The organism is Planctomycetota bacterium, from assembly GCA_035574235.1.
Classification (GTDB): domain Bacteria; phylum Planctomycetota; class MHYJ01; order MHYJ01; family JACPRB01; genus DATLZA01.
Map to the genome: position 1 here is coordinate 1 of DATLZA010000198.1, position 20,260 is coordinate 20,260.

General features: G+C 71.5%; 14 protein-coding genes. 4 read left to right on the plus strand and 10 right to left on the minus strand.

Going from position 1 to position 20,260, the window contains the following annotated elements; all coding sequences use genetic code 11:
- Together VNO22_18420 and VNO22_18425 are read left to right on the plus strand one after the other, a co-directional pair.
- The coding region (locus VNO22_18420; protein HXG63352.1) for a sigma factor-like helix-turn-helix DNA-binding protein at positions 1-420 on the plus strand (420 nt) is incomplete at its 5' end.
- Positions 417-935, plus strand: a complete 519-nt coding sequence (locus VNO22_18425) for a DUF2703 domain-containing protein (protein ID HXG63353.1) — start codon at positions 417-419, stop codon at positions 933-935. The genes VNO22_18420 and VNO22_18425, both read left to right, overlap by 4 nt.
- A 336-nt stretch (positions 936-1,271) precedes the next feature.
- On the opposite strand, the gene VNO22_18430 is transcribed toward VNO22_18425, so the two are convergent.
- Both VNO22_18430 and VNO22_18435 read right to left on the minus strand, forming a co-directional pair.
- The gene (locus VNO22_18430; GenBank protein HXG63354.1) at positions 1,272-1,829 is read right to left on the minus strand and encodes a DUF4142 domain-containing protein; all 558 of its coding nucleotides are present in this window, start codon (positions 1,827-1,829) and stop codon (positions 1,272-1,274) included.
- A 140-nt stretch (positions 1,830-1,969) separates the two neighbouring features.
- Positions 1,970-3,274, minus strand: a complete 1,305-nt coding sequence (locus VNO22_18435) for a Gfo/Idh/MocA family oxidoreductase (GenBank protein ID HXG63355.1) — start codon at positions 3,272-3,274, stop codon at positions 1,970-1,972.
- 96 nt (positions 3,275-3,370) lie between these two features.
- Between VNO22_18435 and VNO22_18440 the strand changes: the two genes are divergently transcribed.
- Positions 3,371-4,810, plus strand: coding sequence for a Gfo/Idh/MocA family oxidoreductase (locus VNO22_18440; GenBank protein HXG63356.1), 1,440 nt, complete (start codon positions 3,371-3,373; stop codon positions 4,808-4,810).
- A 1-nt stretch (position 4,811) separates the two neighbouring features.
- Here the strand turns inward: VNO22_18440 and VNO22_18445 are convergent, their stop codons facing one another.
- The 7 genes from VNO22_18445 to VNO22_18475 are packed head-to-tail and all read right to left on the minus strand — an operon-like array spanning position 4,812 to position 16,849.
- Positions 4,812-7,184 (minus strand): DUF1080 domain-containing protein, encoded by a 2,373-nt coding sequence (locus VNO22_18445; GenBank protein ID HXG63357.1) that lies wholly within the window; start codon positions 7,182-7,184, stop codon positions 4,812-4,814.
- 13 nt (positions 7,185-7,197) lie between these two features.
- Entirely contained in the window at positions 7,198-10,863 is a 3,666-nt protein-coding gene (locus tag VNO22_18450; protein ID HXG63358.1) for a hypothetical protein, read from the minus strand.
- On the minus strand, positions 10,860-12,422 hold the full coding sequence (locus VNO22_18455; GenBank protein HXG63359.1) for a PA14 domain-containing protein: 1,563 nt from the start codon (positions 12,420-12,422) through the stop codon (positions 10,860-10,862). The genes VNO22_18450 and VNO22_18455 overlap by 4 nt, the downstream gene beginning before the upstream one ends.
- A gap of 6 nt (positions 12,423-12,428) precedes the next feature.
- Entirely contained in the window at positions 12,429-12,971 is a 543-nt protein-coding gene (locus tag VNO22_18460) for a sigma-70 family RNA polymerase sigma factor (protein ID HXG63360.1), read from the minus strand.
- Positions 12,972-13,026: 55 nt separating this feature from the next.
- Entirely contained in the window at positions 13,027-14,193 is a 1,167-nt protein-coding gene (locus VNO22_18465) for a cysteine desulfurase family protein (GenBank protein HXG63361.1), read from the minus strand.
- Positions 14,190-15,971, minus strand: a complete 1,782-nt coding sequence (locus VNO22_18470; protein ID HXG63362.1) for a prenyltransferase/squalene oxidase repeat-containing protein — start codon at positions 15,969-15,971, stop codon at positions 14,190-14,192. Before VNO22_18470 ends, VNO22_18465 begins: the two co-directional genes overlap by 4 nt.
- A complete protein-coding gene (locus tag VNO22_18475; GenBank protein HXG63363.1) occupies positions 15,968-16,849 on the minus strand; it encodes a prenyltransferase/squalene oxidase repeat-containing protein in 882 nt (293 codons plus the stop codon). The genes VNO22_18470 and VNO22_18475 overlap by 4 nt, the downstream gene beginning before the upstream one ends.
- A 107-nt stretch (positions 16,850-16,956) precedes the next feature.
- On the opposite strand from VNO22_18475, the gene VNO22_18480 reads away from it, so the two are divergent.
- The gene (locus VNO22_18480; GenBank protein HXG63364.1) at positions 16,957-18,453 is read left to right on the plus strand and encodes a sulfatase; all 1,497 of its coding nucleotides are present in this window, start codon (positions 16,957-16,959) and stop codon (positions 18,451-18,453) included.
- A gap of 28 nt (positions 18,454-18,481) precedes the next feature.
- On the opposite strand, the gene VNO22_18485 is transcribed toward VNO22_18480, so the two are convergent.
- Positions 18,482-20,260 (minus strand): polyprenyl synthetase family protein, encoded by a 1,779-nt coding sequence (locus VNO22_18485; protein ID HXG63365.1) that lies wholly within the window; start codon positions 20,258-20,260, stop codon positions 18,482-18,484.

Genomic DNA, 20,260 nt, shown 5'->3' on the forward strand with positions numbered 1-20,260 from the left:
TGGCTCTTTCAGCTGGCGCGCCGCGCCGCGGCCGACCACCACCGCCGGCGCTCCCTGCGGCCCCTTCCCGCCGAGGTCCCGGCCCCTCCGCCCGAGCCGGCGGCGTCCCCGGCCGTCCCCTGCGTGGCGCCCCTCCTCGAACAGCTCCCGCCGCACGATCGGGAAGCCCTGGAACTCGCCGACCTCGAAGGCCGGCCTCAGAAAGAGCTCGCGGGACGACTGGGCCTGACGTGGAGCGCCGCCAAATCCCGCGTCCAGAGGGCCCGGCGGCGCTTCCGCGAGGCGCTCCTGGCCTGCTGCCGGGTCGAACGCGACCGGCGCGGGAACCTCCTCGAGTGCGCCCCCCGCGAACCCCGTTTTTCCTGCGTCCTTTCGGGCCCCGCCCCGTCCTTCCGCGTGAAAGGAGAAACGGAGCCATGAACGGCTGCGGAACGGAAAATCGGGACGGAGGCGCGCCGCGACGCGCGGTCGAGGTCGAATTTCTCTATCTCGATCGGACGGCCTGCACGAGATGCCGCGAGACGGAAGAGGCGCTCCGGACGGCCGTGGAGGAAGCCCGGCGGATCCTGGATCCTGCCGGAACGGAGGTGTCCCTCCGGACGATCCAGGTCCGCACGGCCGCCCAGGCCCGGACGCTCCGGTTCGTCAGCTCCCCGACGGTGCGGCTGAACGGCCGCGACGCGGCCCCCGAAGTCCGGGAAAACGCGTGCTCCGAATGCCGCGGAATCTCCTGCCGGGTCTGGACGTGGCGGGGAAAAGACTACGAAGCGCCGCCCGCGCCGCTGCTTCTCGAGCTTATTCTGCGGGAAGCTTACGGTCGTCCGGAGGGGAGGCCGGTCGCTCCGGCGCAGGCCGTCGAGCTTCCGGAAAACCTCAAGCGCTTCTTCGCCCGATCGCGCTCCCGGCGGGCCGCGCGTCCGGGAACGCCCCCTTGACGGGCGCGCCACGATCCGCGCTCAGGGAACGGGTCACCGGCTCCCTCTCGACCAGCCTTCTTTTTCGATCAATTGACGGACGCGGCGCTCGATTTCGTCCTGAATGCCCCGTACACGGTCCGGGGGCTTCCCTTCAGGATCCTCGAGCGGCCAATCCTTCCGTCGAAGGCCCGGCACGACCGGGCACGCCTCGCCGCACCCCATCGTGATCGGGAGGGCGGCCTCGGAAGCCATCTCCTTCGTGAGCTTTCGACGTTCGGCGGTCGACACCGATCGACCACCGCGGGATCGACGAGCCGGTCGAAGAGCGCCGCGCCCGCCCCCGCTCCGCGCGCCTCAGCGCTCGCCCGCGCCGGCCGCCTTGCCGGCCAGGTCCCGCGCCATCCGCCAGTGCTCCCGGAGCGCCGGCAGCGTCCGCTCCGCCCACGCGCGGATCTCCGGGTCCCGCGCCAGCCGGACCTTGCTCTCGAAAAGAGAAACCGCCCGGGCGTGCGCGGCCGTCATGAGCGCGAGATACTCCGCGTCGAACCGGCGGCCCTCGAGCTTCGAAAGGTGCGACACAAGCATCGCGTGCGCCTCGTCCGGCTTGGACGGCACCTCGACGCCCTTCTTCCCGGCCAGCTCCGTCAGGTCGCGCTGCGCCTTCGTGTGCTCCTCGATCATCCGGCGGGCGAACTCCTTGACCTCCGGGGAAACCGCGCGCTCCGCCGCCACCCGCCCCGCCTCCACCTCCCCGACATTCAGGAGCGCCGCCTGAACCAGGAAGAACAGGTCCGGATCGCCCGCCGGCCCGCCCCCCGGACGCTCCTGCCCGGCCTGCGGCGATTCGACGCACGCGGCGGCCGCCACGAGCACCATCCCGACCGAGACCTTCAGCGCGTTCGGAAACCTCATCGATCGTCCTCCCCACGTACGAGTGTCGAAATCCGACGGACCTCCCGCCCTCCACAGAGCCGCGCGGGCCCGAAACGTTACGGGCCTTCCGCCGTGGAGGGGGAAAGGCCGGCCTCCAGGAGAGGACGCGCGGGCCGGCGCTACACGCGGGGTTCCCAGCCGGGCCGGTACTCGCGGCTCCAGTAGGCCTCCGCCTCCCGGTCGCCCACGATCTTCCGGGCCTTGGGATCGAAGCGGATCATCCGCCCCGTCCGCCAGGAGATGTTGCCCAGATGGCACAGAAGCGCGCTCTTGTGGCCTTCCTCGATCTCCGCGTTCGGACGCGCCTCGCCGCGGATCGAGTCCAGAAAGTTCCGAAGATGCGTCTCGTCCCCCGCCGGAGAGGATCCCTTGGCGACCTCCGCGCCGGACTTGTCGTAGATCGACCAGGAACTTCCCGAGATCGTCAGCGTCCCCCGGTCGCCGAAGAAGGCGACCTGGTAGGACGGATCCGCGGGACTCCGCCCGCCCCAGCTGCGCTGCTCCCACGTGATCGTCGTCCCGTTCTCGAACTGGAACGTGGCGATCGACGCGTCCGGCGTCTCCTGGTCGTCGTCGTACCTGAGGCGGCTCCCCACGCAGGCGGCCAGGACGGGATAGTCCACCCCCAGGCCCCAGCGGCAGACGTCGAGGGTGTGGACGCCGTTGTTGCCGAGCTCCGCCGTCCCCCAGTGCCAGAACCAGTGCCAGTTGTAGTGCACATAGTTGTCCCGGAACGGGCGCTCCGGCGCCGGCCCCTGCCAGAGCGACCAGTCCAGCGTCTCCGGCGGCGGCACCGCCTTCCCGCGGCCGATCGAAGGACGGTCGCTGAACAGATAAAAGCAGCGCGCGTACAGCACCCGGCCGATGGCGCCCTGGCGCAGCGCGGCCACCGCCTCGATGTGGCTGGGCCAGCTCCGCCGCTGCGTGCCGTGCTGAACGATCCGGCGATGCTTCCGGGCCGCCTCGACGAGAAGCTCCCCCTCGCGCGCGTTGTGGCTGCAGGGCTTCTCGACATAGACGTGCTTGCCCGCCCCCAGGGCCAGAATCGCCGCCGGGGCGTGCCAGTGGTCGGGCGTGGCGATGACGAGCGCGTCCACCGCCTTGTCGTCGAGGATCCGCCGGAAATCCGTCACCCCCTGCGGGGGCCGCCCCTGAACCTGCGCCACGTCCGCGACCGCCGCGTCGAGATAGGCGCGATCCACGTCGCACACGTACGCCACCTCGGCGCCCGGAATCCGGGCGAGCCCCATCGCCAGCCCCGTTCCGCGGCCCGGCCGCGCCGGCGCGCCGTAGGCCCGCGAAACGCCCATGACGCCGACGATGATCTTCTCGTTGGCCCCGCGCGCCCAGGCGGGCGCCCCCGCCGCCAGCCCCGCGGCGGCCGTCAGCCCGACAAACTCCCGGCGGCTCATCGATCCTCTCATGTTCGGCCTCCTGCCTAAGATACAAGGCCGCCCCGCCCGCCGATTGGGCGCCTAATCCGGCCCGGCCCGTCCCTGAAGGACGAGGAGGGATCAGCCATGAAGATCAGCCGACGCCGGTTCCTGGCCCAGGGCGGCGCCGCCGGAATGGGGATCCTGGCGCTCCCCGCCGCCCGCGCGGCCCGCGCCTTTCCGGCCCACGAACGCCTCAACTTCGCGATCGTCGGCGTCGCGGGCTACGCGGCCGCCACCGCCTTCATCCCCGCCCTGCACCTCTACGAGAACGCGGGCGTCACCGCCCTCTGCGACGTGGACGAGCGCAAGATCCCCCGCGTCTACGAGATCTGGAAGGAGCGCGCCGGAACGGCCGAGGTCTACCGGCGGCTCCTCGAAAACCGCCCGAAGTTCTTCCCCGACTTCCGCCGGATGCTCGACGAGGCGGGCGGCGAGATCGACGCGGTCGTCGTGGCCACGCCGGACCACTCCCACGCCGTGATCGCCGCCGCGGCGCTGCGGGCCGGAAAGCACGTCCTCTGCGAAAAGCCCCTCACGATCAACGTCCGCGAGGCGCGCGCGCTGCGCGACCTGGCGGCGCGGCACCGCGCGGCGACGTCCATGGGGAACCAGGGCACCCAGAGCGCGCAGTTCCGGCGCGGCGTGGAGCTCGTGCGCGAAGGCGTCCTGGGCGACGTCGAGGAGGTGATCCTCTGGTTCCCGCGCGGCGGGCAGAACCACCGGCAGGCCCCGCAGGGGTCCGAGCCCGTCCCGGAAGGCTTCCACTGGGATCTCTGGCTGGGGCCCGTGGCGTGGCGGCCGTATCATCCGCGCTGGATCGCCCGCTGCCACTGGCGGGACACCGGAGCGGGGGAACTCGGCAACTTCGGCCCCCATACGGGAAATCTCGCCTTCATGGCGCTCGACGTGGCGGATCTCTGGAAGCCCGGCCCGGAACCCGCCCGCATCCGCGTGCGGGCCGAGTTCTCGGAGCTCAACCGCCTGTCCTTCCCGCGCTGGGAAACGATCCGCTGGAAGGTCCCCGCGCGGGGCGCCCGGCCGCCGGTCACCTTCACCTGGCATCACGGTCCGGCTCCGGACATGGCCCCCGGCTCGCGGGACCGGATCCTCGCCCTCCTCCGCGACCACGGCCTTCCCAAGGAACGCGAGGAGAAACTCTTCAAGAGCGCGGGAGCGCTCCTGGTCGGCCGGCGCGGAGTCCTCCTCACCGGGAGCCACAATACGGAAATCACCCTCCTGCCCGAACGCGCGTTCCAGGGCGTGGACCTTTCCCGTCCCCGAACCCTGCCGCCCTCCCGCGGACACTACAAGGACTGGGTCCATGCCTGCCGGGGCGGAGAGCCTCCTCTGGCGCGCTTCGAATACGCCGCGACCTTCAACGAGTTCCTGATGCTGGGACCGGTGGCGACCCTCTTCGAGGACACGGAGCTCGAATACGATCCCGTCGCGGGAAAGATCGTCAATTCGCCGGAAGCCGATCGCGCCCTCGGGTACGAGTACCGCGAAGGATGGCGCCTGACGTAGACTACTCGACCCGCGGCACGCGGTGAAGCTCCCAGTCCCGCCGCTTTTCAAGATAAAGCAGCCACTGCGCCCCCGCCTTGAGAAGGTGCGCGTAGCCGCCGGAGTCGGACAGGTGCTCCCACCGGCCCAGGAGGCCCGTCGGAATATAGCCGCGTTCCGCGAACATCCGCTCCCACGTCCCGAGCCCCCGGCCCAGCTCCCGCTCCAGCGCCCGAATCACCTGCTCCTCGGTGGACGCCAGATAAAACGTCCGGCGCGCCTCGCCGACCGAAACGGCGTAGCGGGCGTGCTCCAGGCCGTTGGCCCACGGGCGCTGATCCTTGACCACGGTGTACGGAAGGGCGAACTCGAATTCGAAGCCCCCCTCCGCGGGCAGCGCATGCCCGGCCACCCGCAGCGGTTCGCCCCGGTCGTTGACGGCGACGCAGGAACGGTCCTTGCGGATCGTCACCTTCGCCCAGGGCGCGCCGGAATCCGGATGGCCATGCAAGCGGATGACGGCGGAATCGCCCCGGGCCGTGCCGGCCGCCAGAAGGGCGTTGCGGTGACTGACGAGCCGGAGCGTCACCTCCCCGAGGACGATCGGATCGGACGCTCCCGGCTCGGGTTTCGCGTTGATCGTGTAGCTTCTTCCCTCGTCGAGGAAGCGGACGCGCACGTCCTCGGAAAAGCTCCTCCGGTAGCGTTCCTCCCAGAGTCCCGGAAAGGCCCGGAGCGCCTGAAGCGCCCATCCGGAGACGACCATGTTCTGCGGTCCCAGGCGGGACCCGAAGGGGGCGGGCCGGTCGGATCCGTACGCCTCGGGCTTGCCGCCCTTGAACGCAAGACCGGCCAGGTCGAACCGGTTGATTCCGGGAGGGACCGCGCGGTGGTCGCACGCGTAGCGGAAGAGCATCGGGATCGTGTAGGCGTCGTAGACCAGCCGGAAGGCCAGCGGGTGGGGCATCTCGCCGCCCGCGCGGGCGATTCCGGCGTAGTAGTGATACTCCTGATCGTCGGCGAATCCCGGCGTGGACTCGCGGCGCTCCATGTCCCGCGGCGCCAGGCACCGCGTGGTGGGATTGGCCGGATCGCCCTCGCGCGGCTCCGGGATCCGCCGCAGAAGCGCCGCGTCCCGGCCCGTCAGTCCCGCCGCGGCCAGACACATCGGAATGGCCGGCGCTCCGTGCCGGGCGCGGCATTCCTGGAGCCGGCGGGCCGCCTCCGCGATTTCGGCGGCGCGCGCGGGGTCCTTTTCCCGCAGCCCGAGCCACGACACCAGGAGCAGGGCCGCCACATCCTGCGCCAGGTGGTTGGAGCTGCCGTGGGACCAGCCGTCCAGGCGCATCTCGGGATTGGGCTTTCCCGCCAGACGGTCGGTCGCCGGAAAGGCCGGACGGCCCGTCCGCCGGCGGACTTCTTCCAGGCTCACCGAAGCTCCGTCATCCCACCAGTAGGGGACGAACCCCTTTTCGCCCTCCTGGAAGAGATGTTCCCGGTCGAACCGGGGGGCGTCGGGGGCCGAATCGTCCCGCTTGGCCGAAAAGAGCGTGTCCGAGTGAAGGAGCATCTTGAGGTAGAAGGGAAGCACCCACCGCGTGAGGAACTCCTCGTAGAAAGGATCCCCGGTGACGCGCCCCGCCGTGCCGAGCGCCGCGCCGAACCACGCGCCGTCGTGCATCGTGTCGAGCGCCTCGCCCTGCACCCACCGGCCGGGGCCGTCCTTCTTCGTCACGTCGACGTATTCGTAAATCATTCCCCGCTGCTCGGAGCGCTCGTCCTTCTTGAGGTGGTGCTCGAAGACGTACCGCGCGAGGTTCATCATGAACCCGCGCGTCTCGGCGGCCCCGAGGGGCGGGGCGTCCTCGGGCAGCGGCGGCCGAGGATCGAGCCGCCGCACGCGGACGTTCCGGAACCAGAGCGGCGTCCCGTGGTCCTGCAGTCCGATCGGACCCCGGAACGGAAGATCGTCCACGATCGCGTTCTCGATCACCCGGGCGCCGTTCAGGGTCAGACTCACCGCCCGGCCGCGCACTTCGAGCTCGACGGCGTTCCACTCGCCGGCGGGCTTCGTGCGGTTCTCGCGCGGCGCGCAGCGGCGGAAGATCGAACCCGTGGAGCCCGCATGCGGCGGACGTCCGGCGTCGTCCACGATCTCGATCTGGTGCTCGACGTTGTCGCGGCTGCGGAAAATCAGGCCGCTGTTTCCGCCCCGCGGGATCTTGAACTCGAGCGTCAGGACGAAATCGCCGTACGTTTCGCGGGTCCAGAGATTCCCTCCCCGGTCCACGCGTTCGATGACGCCGCCCTCGATCTTCCACCCGGGGTTCGGTTCCCACGGGGGTTCCGCCGCCTCCTGAGCCGTCCAGAGCGCCAACGCCAGAAGCGCCGCCATAAAGCCCTCCTCGTCACGGATCCGCGTAGATTCGCCCCGAGGCGTCGCCGAGGAAGATCCTTCCGTCCGCGGTCGCCGCCAGACGCAGGTCCGTCCCGAAATGGCCGAAATCGTCGTGCGGAACGCCCTCGGCCCGGCGCAGGACGGAGCCGTCCGCCAGAGACAGCGTCTCGAGCGTCGGCACGCACCGCCAGTCGTAGGCGTTCGGATAACGCTTCCAGGCGAGGACCAGCCTCCCGCGGTCTTCGAGAACCACGGCGGCGTCGATCCGGCCGGGGCGCCGCGCTTCCCAGAGAACGCCTCCCTCCGGAGCCCGGCGCTGGATCACTCCCTGCGTCGTCGCCGCGATCCTCGAGCCGTCCGCCAGGCGGAAGCGGTGGAGCGCGTACGGGGGCCAGGAACCGTCGTCTTTCCCGGGGGGACGGCCCTTCCAATCATACGGGACACGCCCCTGCTCCTTTCCGTCCGGCGAAAGGATCACCGTCACGGCGTTCTCGTACCGGCGCGTTTTCTCGTTGAAGCGGAACGTGGAAGCCTCCACCGCGCCGTCGGCGCGGATCTCGATCCGATCGACGTTCCGGCCGGGTCCGTAGCGGGCTTGCTGGCGTCGGTTCTCGCCCAGGTCGAAGCTCCAGCGCCGCCGCCCGTCGCCGCCGAAAGCGTAAACGCGATCCGCTCCCGCGACGACGAGCGCTCCGTCCCGCGAGCAGGCGAGCGACTCCACCTGTCCTTCCACGCGGGCGATCTCCCGGAGCCGCGGCGCTTCCGGAGGGCGCTCGAGATCCACCGCCACCACGCGGCCGGACGCGGCGGCGGCGTACGCCCGCACCCAGGGGCCCGCCGGACGGGCGCGCCACGTCCAGCGCCGGCCGTCCGCCGTGCGCAGCGGCTCCCACCCGAGAAGCCGCCCCTCCGCGTCCCGGGCCTCCACCCACGCGCATTCCGCCTGAGCTTGAGTCGAGAGTCCCGAGGCGTCCACGGCCGCCGGGCCGAATCCTTGCGGGGGACCCACCTGGGCGTCGGCGGCGTCGGCCGGCCGCTGGGTTTCCGGAAGAAAGGGCGTGTCCTCGGGGGGGAAGGGCGAGTCGTGCCAGTAGACGTGCGCCGTGAAGGTTTCCCCCGCGGGGACCTCGCGCGGCAGACGCACGTACACGAGCGGGGCGCTTCGGGCCTGGCGGATTTCGCCGAAGCGGTAAACGCCCTCGTAGATCTGGGCGCCGAACCCGGCGGAGGAGACGTCGGGATCCTCCGCGCCCGGAAGCGATCGCCAGCGGATGCGGCTGAGGGGAAAACGCCCCTCCGGACCCGGCACCAGCTCCCCGGCCGAACGGACCCTGCCCTCGAGCGCGGCGCGAAGGTTGACGCTCCGGCTGCGGCCGCCGCTCTGGAGGTGGAGGATCGGCTCCAGGCGGCCCTCGATGCGGTGCCGGATTTCGAGCACGTCGTAGCGGGGGTCGAGCGGCGCGGCCAGCCGCACGGTGCCGTAGCGGCCTTCCTTGAAGCGCGAGACGATCCGCACGCCCTCGGAGTCGGCCTCCAGCGCGGCGTTCGGATCGTTCGTGCCGAGCGACCACGGGCGCGTCCCCTCGGCGGGGCGGTAGACCGGCCGGAAATGGTCCACCTTGACCTCGAGCGGGGTTCCCGAGCTGAAGGCGGTCACCGAGTGCGGATTGAAGTGTCCGAGCGACGAAGGATCCGCGGGAAGCGCGGCGCGGATCCAGGATCCGGCCGCGCGCGGGCCGGCGATGCGGATCTCGGCGCGGGAGGCGCGGGCGGGATCGGCCCATGTTCCGGGCGCGGCCTCCTGAGGCGTGATCAACAGATGCGGGCGGATGGGACTCCCCGGCGCGCCGCCCTTCAAACGGCCCAAGGCGTCCTTCCGGATCCGTTCGAGCGTCTCCCGGCCGCCGGCCAGAAGGATCGTGGCCGTGTCCACCGCGTCCACCTCCACCGCGAGCTTTCCCCCCTCGATTCGGAAGGGCGCCTCGCGGAAGCCGCGGTCGTGGTCGAAGGCGAGGACTCCGGCGACCGGATCGAGCGCGGGAGGGAGCGGTTGGAGGATCGTCACCCCGCGATGGGGTTTCAGCTCGATTCCGCCCCAGGAGGAGCCGTCCGGGAAATCCCGCGGATAGGAGCACCGGAGGCGGCGGTTGAGGAGGGTGATCACGAGAAGCTCGGTTCGGCAGAGCACCGGGAGGACTTCCAGACCGTCGGGCCGCAGGCGTCCCGCGAAGGGCGCGCCCGCCGCGAGGAACGGATGGAGCGCCTTGAGGAAGCCCGCGATCTGGCCGATCCGGTTCCACACGGGGACACACGCCGTGGCGCCCTCCTGATAGCGCCAGGGGCGGGTTTCGAACGGATCGATGCCTCCGTGAAGCGTGGTTCCCTGATCCCACACCGAGGGGACGAGGAACCATCCGAACAGGCGCGCCCCCCGGCCGAGCATCGCGTACGAGGCCAGGTCCTCCTCCGCGGGCGTGATCCAGCGCGAAGACTGTCCCACGGCGTCCACGAGATAGAGAATGGGCGCCGGTTCGTTGAGCGTCCGGATCTCGTCGAGCGAGCGCTCGTCCCCGAAGACCGTGGGGTCGCGGCTCTCTCCGGTGACGTGGTAATGGTAGTTCATGTAGAGATCGTGCGTCCAGGCGTAGCGCCGGAGGTCCGCGGGATTGCAGAGGAACTGCGGCTGGGGGGAGCCGTGTTCGCGGAGGAAGGCTCCGAGCGCCAGGAGGGTCTGCGGCCGGGGGCGGCCCCAGCCGGCGTCGTCCTGCATGTACCACGCCCAGGCGTCGGGGGCGCGGCCGAACTCGGCGGCGCGCCGGGCGAGCGTGCGTTCGAGGGACTCGGGCATGCGGCCGCCGTGCCGCTCGATCTCCTCGGCCACCTGAGCGTGTCCCTCGGCGCGCGTCACGTGGACGTCCATGTGCTTTTCCGCCAGGTCGCGCCGGTCGGCGTGCTGTCCCCAGAAGGGATAGTTCAGGGACTCAGCCGGGTAGGCCCGGAAGGCGGCCGTGGCGCGTCCGGCGTCGCTTTCGAGGCGAAGGACGCACGGTTCGCCGCAGGCGGCCGTGACGTCGAGCTCGACCGCGGCCAGGTGGCCCGGCGGGACGGGCGAGCCCCGGACGCGCGCCGGCACGGGGCGTCCGTTGAACTCGGCGGGTCCGAGCGCGGCGGGAGCGGCCCCGTCGTTGCGCACCAGGAGCGTGAGTTTCCGGAGATCCGCCGAAAAGGCGGCGACGGCGACCTTGAGGGATTCCGGCCGAGGGGCGGGGCCGGAGAGATCGGCTTCGCCCGCGTCGGTGATCGCCCGCAGGGCGAGCGCCGGCTCGCGGAGCGCGCGGGCCATGTGTCCGAGGAGGATCGCCCCGGCGGCGCCGGGGCCGAGCGTGCGCGGGCGGATGTCGTACCAGTCCACGCCGCGGCCGGGCGCCCGGGGCCCGGCGGGCTCGAGGTGCGCGGCGATCGGCGCTCCGGCGACGGCGAGATCGCGGATTTCGACGGGTCGGGCGAGGACGTTCCGGACGACGAGAAGGACGGTCGTGCGGTCGGCCGCGTCCAGGGCGCGCGCGGACAGGAGCTCCAGCGGCGCGCGCCGCCCGTCCGGCGGAACCCGGCCGGCACCGAGGAGGACGATCGGAAGAGCCAGAAGCATCCGCACGGGTTCGTTTTCCTCCGTCACGGGGCCGGATACAGGCGGCCCTGGGGGACCACATCCGGCGGCTGACCCGGCCAGGACCAGAGCAGCCGGACGTTGGCGATCGAGACGCATTCGAAGTATTCGAGCCGGATCTCGTAGAGGCGGCCGGCCTCGAGGTCGATCGTTCCGGTGCGTTCGCGCGTGCCGCGCACGGTCCAGTCGTCGATGAGGAGTTTCCCGTCCACCCACAGTCGCGCGCCGTCGTCGGAGACGACGTGGAAGGTATGGGGTCCGGAGGCGGCGGGCTCGACGAACCCGGTCCAGCGGACGGAGAAGTAGTCGGGATCGAGGGAGGGATAGGGCGCCCTCAGGCCCCAGGCGAAATCGATCTCCGGATCCACGCGCGTCACGCGCAGCGCCGTGAGGTCGGCGTTGTCGAAGTATTCGGCCTTGAGGCCGGACCCTCCGGCGGCGGGGAAGAGCGCTTCCGGAGGAACGACTTCCCGCGGCCGCGAGGGGCCGCTCCAGGAGAGCCGCACGGCGCCGGGGGGACCGGCGCATTCGAGCCGCAGGTCCGCCGGCCGCCACCCCGGCAGATCGAGAGAGCCGGACGTTTCCGGGGCGTCCGGCCTTCCGGAATGTTCGAGAACGAGCGTTCCGGCGATCCACAGGCGCGCCGCGCCGGGGGCCCGGACGTGGAACGTCCAGAGTCCCCGCGCCGGGGGAAGGATCTTGCCGGTCCACCGCGCCGCGGGCGCCTCGAGCGGAAGGTCCACGCGGGGATCCACGCGGGTCCGGCGCAGGCGCGTGAAATCGGGACGTTCGTAGTACTCTCCGCGGAGCCCCGTTCCGCGCAGAGGCAGGGACGTCAGGGGCCGGCCGGGTTCGGCCACGGCGAAGCGGCCGTGCGGGATCTCGACCGGCGCGCCGCCGTCCGAATGGGCCAAGAGGACGCGGCCCTCCTCGACTTCGAGGCGGGTGGAAGCGGGCTCCACGGTCAGGCGCAGCACGGTTCCCAGAACGCGGGCCTCCGCGTGCGGCGTCACGAAGGAGAAGCTTTCGCCGGGAGGGAGGGGGGTGACCTCGGCCCGGAGCGCTCCGGCGGCGAGGCGCACTTCCCGGGCGGGCGCGGGGCGGGCCAGGACGGCCTCGGTTTCGGGGCCGAACAGAAGGCGGGTGCCGTCTTCGAAGCGCAGCTCGACGTGTCCTCCGGGGCCGGTCCGGAGCGTCCGTCCCGGTTCCAGGCGTTCGCCCACGCGGGCGGACGCGGGGCCGGCGGAGGAGACGACGGCCGGCGCGGGTTCTTCGCCTCCGGGAGGCGCGGATCGTTCCCGCAGGAGAACCGCCGCCAGCGCGGCGGCGGCGAGCCCCGCGGCGGCCAATGTCCCGAGGGGCCGGCGGACCGCCTTCTTCCGGAGAGCGCGCTCCGCGCGCGTTTCGGCCACCGCCTCGGCCAGGAGCGCCTCCTCCCGGGCCAGCGCGATCAGGCGGCGGGCGAGCGCGGGCTCCTCCCGCAGGCGCGCGGCGAGGGCGTCTTCCTCCGGGGCGTCGAGCAGGCCCGCCAGGGCGCGCTCCAGAAGTTCGTCGTCGCGGGGCGTCATGGAGCCTCACTTTCCCGGCGCCGGCGCGGAGAGACGGCGTTGGACGCATTCGCGGAGGATCTGTTTGGTGCGCTTGAGGAGGGCGTAGGCCGCCTGGACGGTCCGCCCCAGGACGTCCGCGATCCGAGGGACGTCGAGTTTGTCGCCGTACCGCATTTCGAGGATCCGGCGGCCGCGGGAGCCCAGTTCTTCGAGGCATTTCCGGAGGGCGGCGCGCCGCGGATCGAGGGGCTCCTCGGAGTCCGCCGCCGCGCGGTCGAGCTGTTCGAGCACGCCGGGCTCCAGAAGAGCGGGCCGCCGTCCCCGGCGCTTGCCGTAGTGGAGGATGCGTCGCCGGGCGATCTCGCGCGCCCAGGGGAGAAACGGCGTGCCGGGGCGGTACTGGGACCAGGACGCGCTGGCGGCGAGCGACACGTCCTGGAGGAGGTCTTCCGCGTCGTGGAGGTTCCGGACCGCGGCCATGAGATAGGCGAAAAGCTCGGCGCGGTGCTTCATGAGAAGCTGGGTGACGCGCGCCTGACCTTCCGCGGAGAATGCTCCGGATTCCATAGGTCGGTCTTCCTGAAAGAAGGGACGAAGGGGGCCCTTCTTGGGCGGAGAATCGTCACGCCCGCCGGGCGGCGGTCCTCAGGGCGTTCACGGCGCTCACGACCGCCGCGACGGCGGCGTCGATCTCCTCCGGAGTGGTGAAGCGCCCGAGGGAAAAGCGGATGCTTCCGCGGAGGCGTTCGTCGTCGCGCCCCATGGCCCCGAGCACGTAGCTGGGCTGAAGCCGCGCGCTCGTGCAGGCCGAGGCGGAGGAGACCGCCACGCCGGGGATCGCCTTCATCAGAACCTCCCCGTCCAGGCCGAGAAAGCTCAGATTCGAAGTGGTCGCCACGCGGCGTTCGGGATGGCCGTTGACCTCGACGCCGGAAAGGGCGGAAAGGATTCCCTTTTCCAGGCGGTCGCGGAGGGCGCGGATGCGGGCCCGCTCCGCGGGGCCCTCGGCCCGGCAGATCGCCGCCGCGGCGCCGAGTCCCACGACGGCCGGGACGTTGAGCGTGCCCGAGCGGAGCCCCCGTTCGTGGCCGCCGCCGTGAAGGAGGGGTTCCAGCCGGACATGCGGATCCCGGCGGCGCACGTAGAGAAATCCCGCCCCTTTGGGGCCGCAGATCTTGTGGGCGCTGGCGCTCAGAAGGTCGATCCCCCAGGCGCGGACGTCGATCGGCTCCTTCCCGAAGGACTGCGTGGCGTCCGTGTGGAAAAGCGCCCCGCGCGCCTTGCAGAGCGCCGCGATTTCGCGGATCGGCTGGAGCACGCCGGTTTCGTTGTTGGCGTGCATGACGGAAACGAGAAGCGTCCGATCCGTCACGGCGCGCGACAGGCGGTCGAGATCGACGGCGCCGTCGCGGTCCACGCCGAGGACCGTGATCTTCCAGCCGCGGCGTTCGAGGTGTTCGCAGGGGTCGAGCACCGAGCGGTGCTCCGTGGCCACGGTGACGATATGCCGATCGCGCGAGGCGTAGGCGGGCGCGGCGGCCGCTCCGAGGATCGCGAGGTTGTTCGACTCGGTCGCGCCGCTTGTCCAGACGATTTCCCGCGGGTCGGCGCCGAGCACGGCGGCCACGTCGGCCCGGGCGGCCTCGACGGCTTCCGCGGCGTCGCAGCCCAGGCGGTGGTGCCGGCTGGCGGGGTTGCCGAAGCGCTCGCGGAAGAAGGGGAGCATCGCCTCCAGGACCCGGGGGTCCAGGGGCGTCGTGGCGTTGTAGTCGAGATAGATCGTCTTCATGGCCCACGGTCCAGGGCGCGTCCGAGCGCCGCGACCGTGAAGATTACAGGATAAAGCGCCTCCGAGTACCAGAGACGCGCAAAATAAAGGCCGATGGGGGAGGGCTCGAACCGGCGGCCCTCCTCCGTTTGTTCCGCCAGCCACCGGGCTCCGCGGGCGACGGCGTCCGGGGATCCCCCCGCCGCGGCCAGGGCTTCGACCGCAAGAGCGGTTTCTTCGATCGTGGGCGGGACGCCCGGAGCGGCGCCGAAGCCGCCGTCGGGATGCTGGGCGGCCTCGAGCCAGCGGAGGCCGCGCGCGGCGGCGCCGGCGGGCAGCCCGGCCGCCCGAAGGACCCGCGACGTGCCGTAGACGGGATTCTCCTCGTTCGGCGCGGCCTGGTTTCCGAACCAGAGCGGCACCCACGAGCCGTCGGCGCGCTGCGCCCGGCTCAGGTACGCGAACGCCCGTTCGAGCGCCCGATCCACGCGGCGGGCGAGGCGCCCTCCTCCCAGGCACGGCCGCCACGCGCTCCAGGCGCGCGCGGCGTGGGCGGTGAGGTCCGGGCAGCTCCGGTCGAAGGGAAGCTTCCCCCAGCCGCGGCAGAAGGTCGGCACGCCTCCGTCGCGGTTCTGAAGATCGAGGAGCCAGCGGACGCCCGCCTCGGCGGCGCGGTCCGCTTCGGGATCGACGGCGTCGCGCAGGAGATCGAGCGCCAGAAGCGCCCCCGGCGTGTCGTCGCCGTCGGGCACGCCTCCGGAAAGATCCGTCCACGCCCAGCCGCCGGGCGGGGAACCGGTGTAGGGATGGACCGTGCGCGTCTGCTGGGCCAGAAGCCAGGCGCGCAGGGCGCGGCGGTCGGCTTCGGGAAGGGGCGGTCCGGACCGGGCGAGCGCTTCCACGGAAAGCGTGGTGACCCACGTCGCCAGGTTCGTATCGATCGGCCAGCTTCCGTCGGGGCGCGCGGAGGCCCGGAGGAACTCGACGCCGCGGCGGGCGACGGGGTGGCCCGTCAGGCCGATCGAGGCCAGGCACATCGTGACGAAGCTCGTCAGCGGGGTGGCTTCGAGGAAGCCTCCGGAGGCGGGCTGGATCGCCTCCAGCGTCCGGAGGGTCCGGGCGCGGGCGAGCGACCGGACGAGGCGCGCCACGGGGTTGGGGCTGGGGCGGTGGGCGTGCTGGGCCTGACCGATGGCGATGAGGGCGGGGAGGGCGTAGCTGACGACCTGGAGGTCGAGCCACCGGAAGAGCGCGCGGGGAAGGGTCGCCAGCTCGAAGGGAAGGGCGGGGATGGCGTCCCAGGCTTCGGGTCCGTCGCCGAGTCTTCCGGCGAGCGCGGCCAGGACGAGGATGGGGACGGAGAAGGTGCGGTCGTCCCCGTAGCGGGATGCGATGGCGGAGGCGAAGGCCGGCGGAGAGAGATCGCCGAGGGCGCGGCGCAGCCAGGCTTCGGCGCGGGCGAACGCGGCGGCGCCTTCGGGGCGCAGTCCGAGCGCCGCCCAGCAGAGGGCCGTCGTGCTCGGGTTGCTGGGGCTGTCGGTCGTATCGCCGTAGCCGCCGTCGGCGTTTTGATGCCCGGTGAGCCACTGAAGTCCGCGGGCGACGAGATCGCCGGAATCCGGTCCTCCGCGGCGGCGGACGATCTCGAGGGCGACCGCGGCGGTGGCGGTGGAAAGGGCGCTCGAGGAGAGGCGGCCTTCCCAGAAGCCCCCCGCGGTGCGCGCGTCGAGAAGCTTCTGGCGGGCGGTTCGGAGCGTCCGTTCGAGGCGGGCCAGGTCCGGAAGCGACGCGGTTTTCACACGAGACTCAGGTGTCCCAGGGAGAGGAGCGCGTAGTAGGTGTATTCGCTGTCGGGCTGAGGGTCGGCCCAGGTGCCGCAGAAGGCGCGGCCGGTCCAGAGGGTGTCCAGGAAATCGAGCGTCCGTTCCGCGATCGGCGCGAGGGAGACTTTCAGGGCCGCCAGGGCGTGCAGGGCCGTGGCGGTCGAGAGAAGATCGGGAAGGGGCGCTCCCGGGGCGGCGGTAAAGCCCCCTTTGGGGTGCGCGCGCTCCAGGAGCCACCGGGCGGTTTCCGGGGAAGGCTCGCGGCCGAGCCGGCGGAGCAGCGTGACCGCGGCGGCGGTCGTCGGGGTCGTTCCAGCGGGGGCTCCCGCTTCGTTGGCGAAGGATCCGTCCGGAAGCTGCAGGGACGCGACGGAGCGGGCCAGGGCGTCGGGATCGGGGATTTCGCATCCGAGGTCCTGGAGGGCGCCGGCGGCGAGGAAGGAAGGGTAGACCGCCCCGCCGGCGGAGGCGCGGGAAGCGAAGCCGCCGTCGGCGGCGCGGTGTAGAAGGAGCCGCTCGGCGATCCGGCGGGCGCGGTCGGGCGGAAGGCTTCCGCGCGGAAGCGCCGCCCACGCGCGCGCCAGGCAGGCCAGGTGCACCAGATCGAGCCCCTCGCCGTCGCCGAAGCCTTCGAGGAAGGTCCGCACCCGCGCGGCGGGAGGATCGCGCCGCAGGGCGATCAGCCCTTCCAGGCCGAAGACGGTGTAGTAGAGGTCGCTTTGCCCGGCCCGGTCCCGGACGCCGCCGTCCGGGTTGAACTCGGACGTCAGGTAGTCGGCGACGCGCTCGGTCGCCTCCTCGAGGAGCTTGGGCGCCAGGCGCGCGACCTGGAGCATTTCAAGCCTCAGGCTCACGGGGCTCGATTATAGCGGCGATCCGGTTTCTTTCCGTCTTCGCCGAGAATTTCCGGGATGGTCCGTCGTTCGCCGCGTACGGAGGGCGACGGGAAAAGGAGGATTTCATGCGGACGATCGCCCTCATCATCGCGGCGGCCCTGGCGTTTTTCGGGACGCCGGCCTCCGGCTTTCCGACGGCGCAGGAAGCCTCGAAGCCCAACCTGGTCGTGATCCTGGCGGACGACCTGGACGAGGGATCGCTCGAGACGATGCTCCGGGCGGGGCTGCTTCCGCACATCCAGCGGACGTTCGTGGCCGGAGGGATCCGCTTCGTCAATTCGTTCGTGACGAACGCCGTGTGCGCCCCTTCGAGGGCGACGTTCCTCACGGGCCAGTATTCGCACAACCACGGGGTGCTTCATAACGGAGATTTGACGGGAAGAGGGGGAGTGACGGCGCTTGATCATTCGTCGACCCTTCCGGTGTGGCTGCGGGAGGCCGGATACCGGACGGGCCATGTGGGCAAGTATCTCAACGGCTATGGAGCGACGACGGACAGGGCTTGGGTTCCCCCCGGGTGGGACTATTGGCAGGGACTGATCGATCCGTCGACGTACAAGGTTTACGGGTACTTCATCAACGACAATGGCGACCCCAGCGATGAGCCGATCATGATCTATCAGACGGACTTTCTGGCGCAACGGAGCGTGCGCTTCGTTCACGAGTGCGATCGTCTCAACGACAACCAGCCCTTCTTCCTGGTGGTGGCTCCGCTGGCGCCTCATGTGGAAGTCCACGAGTCGTCCGGCAACATCTGGGAGTGGACGATCCGTCCGGCGCTCCGGCATGAGGGCTCGACGGACTTCCTGAAGCTGCCGCGGCCGCCGTCGTTCAACGAGCTCGACGCGAGGGACAAGCCGCGCTGGCTCCGGGAGCGGCCGCTTCTGGGACCGGCGGACGTGACGGCGCTGGAACGCAAGTACCGCGACCGGCTGGCGTCCCTGCGGGCGGTGGACGATCTCGTCGGGGAGGTGATGAAGGCGTTGGAGGAGACCGGGGAGGCCGACCGCACCGTGCTCGTGCTGACCGCCGACAACGGCTACTTCTACGGCGAGCACCGGCTTCCCGAAAAGCTCGCGGCCTACGAGGAGGCGATCCGCGTGCCGTTGTACATTCGGGTCCCGGGGCTGGCGGGCGGAAGGGAGGTGAGGGACGCGGCGCTCAACACGGACCTGGCGCCGACCCTGGTGGAGCTGGCCGGCGCGACGGCCGGACGCGTTATGGACGGGCGGTCGCTCGTTCCCGCGCTTCTGGGCGGCGGGGGGCTCGGACGAAAGCGGTTCCTCGTGGAGCACTGGATGGTGGGCGGGCGCTACACCGTGCCGACGTACTCCGCGGTGCGGACGCTGGTGGGGGAGCCGGCGGCCCCCCTGGCGCTCTATGTCGAGTATCGAGAGGGGGAGTGGGGAGCCCGGGAGTACTATGAGCTGGTGACCGATCCGTACCAGCTGGAGAGCCGCCACGACGATCTTTCCACCGGCTGGAAGCGGGCGTATCTGAACGGTTACCTGGAGCGGCTGCGGTGGGCCTACGGTCCGCGGGTGCGGGATCTCGAAGACTGATCGGCGGCGTCCGTCGGCGAACGGCCGCTCAGGAGGGGCGCCCCGCGTTCCGGGCCTCGAACTCCTTGCAGTACCCCTCGATCAGGCGCTCCCCGAAGATCTTGCCCACGACGCGGCGGAGCAGCCCCTTGAGGGTCGCGTTCGAGAGGAACCGGAGGGAGCGGACCGCCTGCTCCTTGTACGCCTCGAGAAGCTCCTCCGCCTTCTCGAGCACGCCCCGTTCCTGGAGGATCGCGCGGAGCTCGGAAGCGACCTCGGCGGGCCGGGCGCGGCCGCGGATGAGGGCCTCGACGACGTCGCGCTCCCGTCCCGGCCCGGCGCGCTTGTGGGCGATCGCCAGGATCAGGGACGGCCGCCGGCGCTCGAGGTCGGAGGCATCGCCTTCGGTCCGCCAGTCTTCCAGATCGTCTCGGATCTGGTAGGCGATGCCGAGCGACTCGCTGTAGGTGCGGAGCGCCTCGTGCGTTTCCGCGTCCGCCCCGGCCAGGAGCGCCCCCAGGCGGAGCGCCACCTCGAACGCGGGGGCGGTTTTCTGCCGGAAGATCTCGAGCACCTCGAGGGAGGCGGGGGGTTCCGGACGGCGCATCCAGAGAAGCTCCGCCCCCTGTCCGAGGCTGAGCGTTCGGTGTCCCTCGGCGGCCGCGCGGAGCATGTCCACGCGCACGGCCGGTTCCACGGAAAGCTCCGAAAGCAGCCGGTAGCCTTCGCCCAGCAGGAAATCGCCCACGTTGAGCGCCACGGGCACGCCCGTCTCCGCATGGAGGGCGGGCTCTCCGTAGCGGAGGTCGTCCCCGTCCTCGATGTCGTCGTGGATGAGGGAGGCCTTGTGGAAGCATTCGACGGCCACGGCGAGCTTGCGGAGGTCGGGCGGGCGGGGAGGCGGCTCGTCGCGGCGGTCCGACTGAAGCGCCAGGTACGCGCACGCCGCCAGATACGGGCGCCAGCGCTTTCCCGCCTTGGCCAGCCAGGCGCGGGCGATCCGGGAGGTTTCGTCCGCGGCGGGCCCCAGGAGTTCCTCGAGCGCCCCGGGGGCGAACCAGCCGCCGACTTCCTCCTTGAGGGCGTCGAGATCCAGCCGGTAGGTCTTGTCCGCCGAGGTCAGGTGGATGTACTCCCAGACCCAGTCGAGATCGACGGTGGTATTGACGCAGTCGTCCTGAAGGAGCGGGATCGCGACGGCCGGAATCGCCGCGGCTTCGACGTGCGGGAAGCTCCGTTCCAGGACGTTGAGGCAGCTCACGCCCACGATGGCTTCGATCTTTCCGGTTTCGATGAGCTGGCGGACGAGGGCGGAGCCTTCGGCCACGAGGACGGCGTAGCCCAGCCGCTCGGCTTCGACGGAAAGGTCCTGGATGGAGCAGAGGCCGCATTCCTTGCAGAGCAGGCCGAATTCGTCGAACGGGGCGGGGCACTTTTCCTCCACACGGAGGCACTTGGGCAGGAGCAGAAGCCGCCGGTCGTACGGGATCCGGGCCAGGCTGTCGCGCCAGGCGGCGTTCGAAAGGAGCACCGCCACGAAGTCGGCGTACTTGGGGTCGGTTCCCGTCTCCCGCAGGACCGTCGCGGAGCGCTCGCGGAGCTCGGCCAGGGGGATCGGAGGCACCGCGCCCGTGCGCCGGACGTGGTCGATCGCGGCCCGCATGAGAAGCGAGCGGACCCGCTTGTCGTCGGGAATGTTCGACTGGGCGGGGCGGTAGCGCTGGCGCGGGACCATGGGCGGAAGCGTCACGCCCGCGCGGGGGCCGAACCGCAGGGTCACGGGCACGCCGTGGCCGTTGCCGGAAGTCGCTCCATCGTGGGGGGTCAT

Bases quoted from the DNA above. Each gene is read 5' to 3' on its own strand.
- VNO22_18425 (HXG63353.1), top strand. From the start codon at position 417: ATGAACGGCTGCGGAACGGAAAATCGGGACGGAGGCGCGCCGCGACGC.
- VNO22_18430 (HXG63354.1), bottom strand. From the start codon at position 1,829: ATGAGGTTTCCGAACGCGCTGAAGGTCTCGGTCGGGATGGTGCTCGTG.
- VNO22_18435 (HXG63355.1), bottom strand. From the start codon at position 3,274: ATGAGAGGATCGATGAGCCGCCGGGAGTTTGTCGGGCTGACGGCCGCC.
- VNO22_18440 (HXG63356.1), top strand. From the start codon at position 3,371: ATGAAGATCAGCCGACGCCGGTTCCTGGCCCAGGGCGGCGCCGCCGGA.
- VNO22_18445 (HXG63357.1), bottom strand. From the start codon at position 7,184: ATGGCGGCGCTTCTGGCGTTGGCGCTCTGGACGGCTCAGGAGGCGGCG.
- VNO22_18455 (HXG63359.1), bottom strand. From the start codon at position 12,422: ATGACGCCCCGCGACGACGAACTTCTGGAGCGCGCCCTGGCGGGCCTG.
- VNO22_18460 (HXG63360.1), bottom strand. From the start codon at position 12,971: ATGGAATCCGGAGCATTCTCCGCGGAAGGTCAGGCGCGCGTCACCCAG.
- VNO22_18465 (HXG63361.1), bottom strand. From the start codon at position 14,193: ATGAAGACGATCTATCTCGACTACAACGCCACGACGCCCCTGGACCCC.
- VNO22_18480 (HXG63364.1), top strand. From the start codon at position 16,957: ATGCGGACGATCGCCCTCATCATCGCGGCGGCCCTGGCGTTTTTCGGG.
- VNO22_18485 (HXG63365.1), bottom strand. From the start codon at position 20,260: ATGACCCCCCACGATGGAGCGACTTCCGGCAACGGCCACGGCGTGCCC.